Source organism: Bradyrhizobium sp. (genome assembly GCF_030646015.1).
Lineage (GTDB): Bacteria > Pseudomonadota > Alphaproteobacteria > Rhizobiales > Xanthobacteraceae > Bradyrhizobium.
The window spans coordinates 42,457-48,846 of the sequence record NZ_JAUSLT010000193.1 but is presented as its reverse complement, the minus strand read 5'-3'; the positions used below and the strand labels follow the sequence as shown (position 1 = coordinate 48,846).

At 63.3% G+C, this 6,390-nt stretch carries 7 protein-coding genes; 3 read left to right on the top strand and 4 right to left on the bottom strand.

Translation table 11 applies throughout. The annotated features are described in order from the left end of the window. Both Q7T45_RS27460 and Q7T45_RS27455 read right to left on the bottom strand, forming a co-directional pair. Nucleotides 1–1,074, bottom strand: a 1,074-nt coding sequence (locus Q7T45_RS27460) for a patatin-like phospholipase family protein (RefSeq protein ID WP_304875179.1), incomplete at its 3' end; no start/stop codon positions are given. 76 nt (nt 1,075–1,150) lie between these two features. Further along, nucleotides 1,151–1,975, bottom strand: coding sequence for a 3-hydroxybutyrate dehydrogenase (locus Q7T45_RS27455; RefSeq protein WP_304875178.1), 825 nt, complete (start codon nt 1,973–1,975; stop codon nt 1,151–1,153). A gap of 188 nt (nt 1,976–2,163) precedes the next feature. Here Q7T45_RS27455 and Q7T45_RS27450 point away from each other — a divergent pair, with 188 nt between their 5' ends. Next, a complete protein-coding gene (locus Q7T45_RS27450) occupies nt 2,164–3,066 on the top strand; it encodes a LysR family transcriptional regulator (protein ID WP_304875177.1) in 903 nt (300 codons plus the stop codon). A 34-nt stretch (nt 3,067–3,100) separates the two neighbouring features. Here the strand turns inward: Q7T45_RS27450 and Q7T45_RS27445 are convergent, their stop codons facing one another. Further along, entirely contained in the window at nt 3,101–3,817 is a 717-nt protein-coding gene (locus Q7T45_RS27445; RefSeq protein WP_304875176.1) for a peroxiredoxin-like family protein, read from the bottom strand. Nucleotides 3,818–3,916: 99 nt separating this feature from the next. After that, nucleotides 3,917–4,102: a hypothetical protein gene (locus tag Q7T45_RS27440; protein ID WP_304875174.1), complete on the bottom strand. Its 186-nt coding sequence runs from the start codon at nt 4,100–4,102 to the stop codon at nt 3,917–3,919. Between the two features lie 337 nt (nt 4,103–4,439). On the opposite strand from Q7T45_RS27440, the gene Q7T45_RS27435 reads away from it, so the two are divergent. Together Q7T45_RS27435 and Q7T45_RS27430 are read left to right on the top strand one after the other, a co-directional pair. Further along, entirely contained in the window at nt 4,440–4,919 is a 480-nt protein-coding gene (locus Q7T45_RS27435; protein ID WP_304875172.1) for a DUF302 domain-containing protein, read from the top strand. 73 nt (nt 4,920–4,992) lie between these two features. Beyond that, a complete protein-coding gene (locus Q7T45_RS27430; RefSeq protein ID WP_304875170.1) occupies nt 4,993–6,345 on the top strand; it encodes an NAD(P)/FAD-dependent oxidoreductase in 1,353 nt (450 codons plus the stop codon). Nucleotides 6,346–6,390: the final 45 nt, after the last annotated feature.

The window sequence follows — 6,390 nt, the reverse complement described above, 5'->3', positions numbered from 1 at the left end:
GAGCACGGCCCGGGTATGGGCATAGCCGGCGTCCCAGCGCTGCCGGATACCGGACGGACTGAAGTCGATATCCTTGGTATGGTTTTCACGATCGAGCTGCGGCGCCAGCAACCGCACCACATGCATCTGCGTCGGGCAACCGTAGCCGGCCAATTCCTTCACCGCCTCGCTGTTGCGTTCGGCCTCGGGTATCCGGGCGGCAAGCTGATTGATGACATGACGCAAGCGATGCGCCTGCTGCTGGCGTTCGATGTGGCTCGCAATCCGGCTCGAATACTGCACGTCCTTGTGCCGGTTGAGCACCTCCGCCATCGTAGTCGGCTCGGCGCCCGCCGGGTTCCACATATGCACCGCGAAGATCAGGGAATTCTTGCGCGGATTGTCGTCGAACACCGCTTCGGTCGGCGTGTTGGACAGAATGCCGCCGTCCCAATACATCTCGCCGTCGATCCGGACAGCGGGGAACGCCGGCGGCAGCGCGCCCGATGCCATGATGTGTTTGACGCCGATTACGCCGTCGCGGCTGTCAAAATATCGCATCTGGCTGGTGCGGACATGGGCGGCGCCGACGGTCAGCCGCGGCCTGCAACTGTTCACCAGATCGAAATCGACCAGTTCGGCCAGGGTCTGCTCGAGCGGCTCCGTGGAGTAGTACCCGGCCCGCTCGGCACCGAGCGGATAGTCGTTGCCGGCGTGGGCCAGCGGATTGGGCCTGAAGAACCCGGAGATTCCGTTCGACACGGTCGACCAGTAGAGCAGCTTTTCGTTGAAGCCGGGAAACGCGCCCGGAAGGCTCCAGACCGGGCGCTGCTCCATCCGCTTCCAGAATTCCTGCAAGCGCGGCAAGCGGTTGTTCGGCGTGTTGCCGGCGATCAGGCTGGCATTGATGGCGCCGATCGAGGTGCCGATGATCCAGTCCGGCTCGATGCCGGCTTCATGCAGCGCCTGATAGACGCCGGCCTGATACGATCCCAGCGCGCCGCCGCCCTGCAGCACCAGGACGATCTGGCCGGGCAACGTCTTGCCCAGCGACTTCAAGTTATGCGGCGACCGCTTGCCACGAGCGTCATTCATGTCTCACTCCCGTTCGATATCAACTGCATCAAATGATGTTCGCGAGCGATCCGCTCTTGTTGCATCGACATCCGCTTCAGTGCGCGGTCCAGCCGCCATCGACCGGCAGCGCGGTGCCGGTGATCGACGCCGCCGCGTCGCTGGCAAGAAATACCGTGACCGCGCCCAGCTCTTCGACGGTGGCAAAGCGCCTGTTCGGTTGCTGCGCCAGCAGCACGTCATGGACGACCTGCTCGCGGGAAATTCTGTGCGCCCTGGCCTGACCGTCGATCTGCGCCTCGACCAGCGGGGTATAGACGTAGCCCGGGCAGATCGCGTTGCAGGTGATGCCCTGTTCGGCGGTCTCCAGCGCCGCGACCTTGGTGAGGCCGACGATGCCATGCTTGGCGGCGACGTAAGCGGCCTTGAAAGGCGACGCGACCAGCCCGTGCGCGGAGGCGATGTTGATGATGCGCCCGAACCCGTTCTTGCGCATCGCAGGAAGTGCCAGCCGCATGGTATGAAACGCCGACGACAGGTTGATCGACAGGATGGCGTCCCATTTTTCGACCGGAAACTGGTCGAGCGGCGCGACATGCTGAATGCCGGCATTGTTGACGAGCACGTCGAGCCGGCTGTGGTCGGCGAGCGCCGTGTCGATCATCCCGGCGATCGCCTCGGGCTTCGTCATGTCGGCGGCGGAATAGGTTACCTTGACGCCGCTATTTTCGGCCATCTGGTCCCGGGTTCTGGCGATCTCGGCGGCATCGCCAAAACCGTTCAGCACCACGGCCGAACCGGCCTCGGCCAGCGCGCGGGCAATACCGAGCCCGATGCCGCTGGTGGAGCCGGTGACCAGCGACACCCTGCCGGCGAGAGACCGCGCCGCCGGCGAGGCCTGGGTTTTCAACTGGAAGTTCATCACCGAACCTTTCGCTGTAACGCTTGAGCCTTCACGGGCGTAACTCGCTGCGTGAAATCTGCGGTACGGCGGCGGCTTTCGGAAATGCCCTTTGGCTTCCGAAACCATAGGCTGGCGCTATTGCGGTTCTGATGTCATTGCGGCATCCAATCAGCTAATTTACCGGCAGATCAGATCGGGGCTCGATCATGGAAATGCACCAGGTTCGCTACTTCCTCGCCGTCGCGAGCGTCCTCAACTTCACGCGCGCGGCCGACGAGTGCAACGTCACCCAGCCATCGCTGACGCGGGCGATCAAGCAGCTCGAAGCCGAACTCGGCGGCGATCTGTTTCGCCGCGAGCGGCCGGCGGCGCAATTGACCGAACTCGGCCTGCGCATGCATCCCCTGCTCAGGCAGTGCTTCGAGGCCGCGACCGGCGCCCGCCAGCTGGCCTCGTCCTTCAAGAGCGGTGAAGTCGGCGCACTCCGGATCGCCCTCACCCATTCCGTCGACCTGACGCTGCTGATTCCGCATCTCGACCAGATCAAGCGGTTGTTCAACCGTCTCGAGTTCCGGTTCCTGCGCGGCACCAGCCGGGAGGTTGCGGAGTTTCTCAAGAAGGGCGAAGCCGAACTCGGCATCGCCGCCGAAATCGGCGAAGACTGGGACCGGCTCGACGCCTGGCCATTGTTTACCGAGAGCTTTCAGCTGGTCATGAACAGGCAACGTCCGCTGGCAGGCCTTGACCGTATAGAATTCGAGGATCTGCGGGCCGAGCAGTTGCTGCTGCGAAATTATTGCGAGCATGCGGAGCGGCTGAGTTCGTCGCTTCGCAGTCACGGCATCGACGTCGATCACAGCCACGAAGTCTCGTCGGAGCGCGACCTGATCGAACTGCTCGAAGCCGATATCGGAATTGCCGTTATCCCGGACACCGCGTCGATTCCGCAGACCCTGAAGCGTTCAGCGGTCGACGGACTGGACCAGCGCCGCACGGTTCACCTCTACGGCGTCGCCGGACGTCAGCGCACCGCGGTGGCCTCCGCCGTGATGCGGCTGCTGCGCGGCGCGGACTGGCAGCAGGTGCTGGGCCACAGCGCGAGTTCCTGAGGTCGGTCGCCCGGCACGCTTCGAAGATGCGATCCTAGTTCTCTTCACTGGCGCGCTTCAAGGCGGCGATCAGGTCGTCGATTTCCATGCGCTTGCGGAAGTCGGGATCGACGAACCGCGCCTTCACCAGCCCGTCGCGGCCGACCACGAAGGTCGCGGGTATCGGCAGCACCCAGCCGTCATTGCCGTGAAAATGTTTCATGTCCTGATACGACAACAGCCGCTCGATCTCGGTGCCGAGCCATATCGCGAGGTTCAGCGACAGTGCATAGCCGTTGTCGAGATCGGTCAGCACCGGGAACGGTGCATCGGCCTCGGATTTGAATTTTTCCGCGAATTGCTGCACCTCGGGCATGATGGCGACCACGTCGCCGCCCAACGCCCTGATCCGGTCCAGCGCCTGGATCACGGCCCTGACGTTCAGCCGGCAATAGGGACACCAGTGACCGCGATAGAACATCACGGCGACCGGTCCTTTTTCGAGCAGCGACGTCAGGCTGACCAGCCGACCGGTCACGTCGGGCAGAATGAAGGGCGGCATCGGATCGCCAGGCCGCGGCGCGTTTTCGCCGCCACCGTTTTCGTGGATCCGCGCCACCAGCCGATCGACCGCCTCGCCATAGGCCGGAAAGAACTCACGCCCCGCCGCGGCATAGGCTTCGAGCTGTTCGTTCAACGTTCCTTCCATGTCGCGGCAGGCCTGGAAGGCCAGTTTGAGACGCTCGGCATTGTCTGGCGATAGCGAGGTCATGTCCTGCTCCGGCGTCGGGTTTCCCGAACATTGCTTTCACTGGAGGCCGCCCGCAAGGGGCGACCCCGTGGTTGCGAGAAAAAATACGCGTATCTCGATTCAGGGACGATAGAAATTCCCGGTCGGATCGAGCGTGCCCGAGGTCGAGTACAGCTGTCCGCCGTCCATGAAGAACACGGTATTGTCCGGCACCTTCTTGGCGCCCTTCATCATCGCCTCGTGATTCTTGGGGCTGGACGCCATCGCCATCGACATCATCTTGCCGCCGCGGAACATCATGGCCATCCCCGGGCTCATTTCGGTAGCTGCCTACGAGAACGCCGATGTTGCCATCGCCGCGAGCGCAGCGGCAGCGATCAATGTCTTGGACAGGTTGGTCATTGGAAGTACCTCCGAATTAGATTGAACGCCCGCTATCGGGCGCTGGCCCATCAGAGGGGAGACCGTCGAAGATTAGAAATGCCGTTGCGCCATCGGTTCGATAGCCGGGAAGCATCGCGGGCCGGCAATAGCGCGCGGCTATCGACTTCAGAGCAAGACCGTATTTCAACCGGGGGCAGGAAGCGTCGATGATGTCCCGAAGCCCGGCTCCCGGCAAGCATCGACAGACAGGAGACATCCCATGAAGACCCGCATCTCGAATTTTGCCACGTCGCTGGCGCTGATACTGCTGCTGATCTCGGCCGCTTCCTCCGCGAGGGCAGACAGCGATGACGGCATCGTCCGGGTCAAGAGCGCGGTGCCGATGTCCGAGGCGATCACCCGGATCAAGGCCGACATCGCCGGCAAGGGCATCAGGTTCTTCTCGGAGATCGATCAGTCGAAGCTGGCGGCCGATGCCGGGATCAAGCTGAGGCCTTCAACGCTGCTGGTATTCGGCAATCCGCCGCTCGGAACCCAGTTCATCACTTCGAACCCGAACGCCGGGCTCGATTGGCCAGTCCGCCTGCTACTGACTCAGGACGACAATGGCGACGTCTGGGCGGTCTGGACCGACTTCGAATGGATCGCCAGGCGCCACAACATCAAGGACCGCGTCGCGCAATTCAAGATGGCGACCTCGGTGGTGGGCTCGATTACATCGACCATCACCACCAAGTAACGAAGTTCCGCGTGCAATGCGTCGGGCCGCGTCCATGGCGCGGCCTGCCATCAATCCGGACGGGGTGAATTCGATGACACCAGAAACATTCGACGTGGTGATCCTCGGCGGCGGCAATGCGGGCATCGGCGTCACCGGTCCGGTCAGGCGCGCCGGGATGTCGGTCGCGATGATCGAATCGCATGATCTCGGCGGCACCTGCCCGAACCGCGGCTGCACGCCGAAGAAGGTGCTGGTCGCCGCCGGGCACGCCCTGCACGAGATCGAACGCGCCGCGGTCCACCACATTGCGGTCGGCAAGCCCAAGCTCGACTGGGCCGCGTTGATCGATCGCGAGAAGGACATGATCAAGGACATTCCCGCCAACCTCGCGCGCTCGATGGCGCATCGCAATGTCGAGGTGATCAAGGGCCACGCCGTCTTCGCCGGCCCCAACGCCATCCGCGTCGGTGATCGCCGGCTCGAGGCCAAGCATATCGTGATCGCGACGGGATCGAAGCCGCGCCCGCTGCCGATTCCGGGCGCAGAACACATGATCACCTCGGACGTCATGCTGAGCGAGCGCGAATTGCCTGAAACGGTGATTTTCGTCGGGGGTGGCGTCATATCCCTGGAATTCGGCCACGTTTATGCCCGGGCCGGCGCTGACGTGACGATCCTGGAAGCGCTGCCGCAGCTATTGCCCGCGATGGATGCCGACGCGGTGGGGCACCTCCAGACCGAGAGCGCGCGCATCGGAATTCGCATCAAGACCGGCGTCGGGGTGAAACGGATCGAACCGGTGAATGGCCGGCTCCGGGTGATCTTCACCCATGACGGAAAGGAATATGCCGCCGAGGCCGATCGCGTCGTCAACGGCGCCGGCCGCGTCGCCAACGTCGATACGCTGGATCTCATGGCGGGCCAGGTCGAGCACAGCAACGGCCGCGTCGCGCTGGACCGCCATTTGCGCTCGACCTCCAACCCTCTGGTTCATGTTTGTGGCGATGCCGTGCCGATTTCCCCGCAGCTGTCGCCGATCGCGACCTACGAGGGCGACATTGTCGGCCGAAATATCGTCGAGGGGCCGAACTACAGCCCCGACTACGGCAGCATGGCAACCTCGGTCTACACCGTCCCGGCGCTCGCCGCAGTCGGCCACACCGAAGCCGCCGCGAAGCAAAACGGCCTGGCGATCAAGGTACACAGCAACGACATGCACGACTGGTTTTCCGCCCGCACCTATGCGGAGACCGTCGCCTGGTCCAAGATCATCGTCGATGAGGCCACCGACCGTATCCTCGGCGCGCATTTCGTCGGTCATGCCGGCCAGGAGTTGGTCAACCTGTTCGGGCTGGCGATGCGCTTTGGCATTACCGCAAGCCAGATCAAGGACAACGTCTACGCCTATCCGACATTTTCCTCCGACATCAAGCATATGCTCTGAGGCTCTCGCGCATAGCGCGGCGCTATGGATTCAACAGCCAACCGG

What these genes read in the sequence shown, in the direction of transcription:
- Q7T45_RS27455 (WP_304875178.1), bottom strand. Translation starts at nt 1,975, where the DNA reads ATGAACTTCCAGTTGAAAACCCAGGCCTCGCCGGCGGCGCGGTCTCTC.
- Q7T45_RS27450 (WP_304875177.1), top strand. Translation starts at nt 2,164, where the DNA reads ATGGAAATGCACCAGGTTCGCTACTTCCTCGCCGTCGCGAGCGTCCTC.
- Q7T45_RS27445 (WP_304875176.1), bottom strand. Translation starts at nt 3,817, where the DNA reads ATGACCTCGCTATCGCCAGACAATGCCGAGCGTCTCAAACTGGCCTTC.
- Q7T45_RS27440 (WP_304875174.1), bottom strand. Translation starts at nt 4,102, where the DNA reads ATGGCCATGATGTTCCGCGGCGGCAAGATGATGTCGATGGCGATGGCG.
- Q7T45_RS27435 (WP_304875172.1), top strand. Translation starts at nt 4,440, where the DNA reads ATGAAGACCCGCATCTCGAATTTTGCCACGTCGCTGGCGCTGATACTG.
- Q7T45_RS27430 (WP_304875170.1), top strand. Translation starts at nt 4,993, where the DNA reads ATGACACCAGAAACATTCGACGTGGTGATCCTCGGCGGCGGCAATGCG.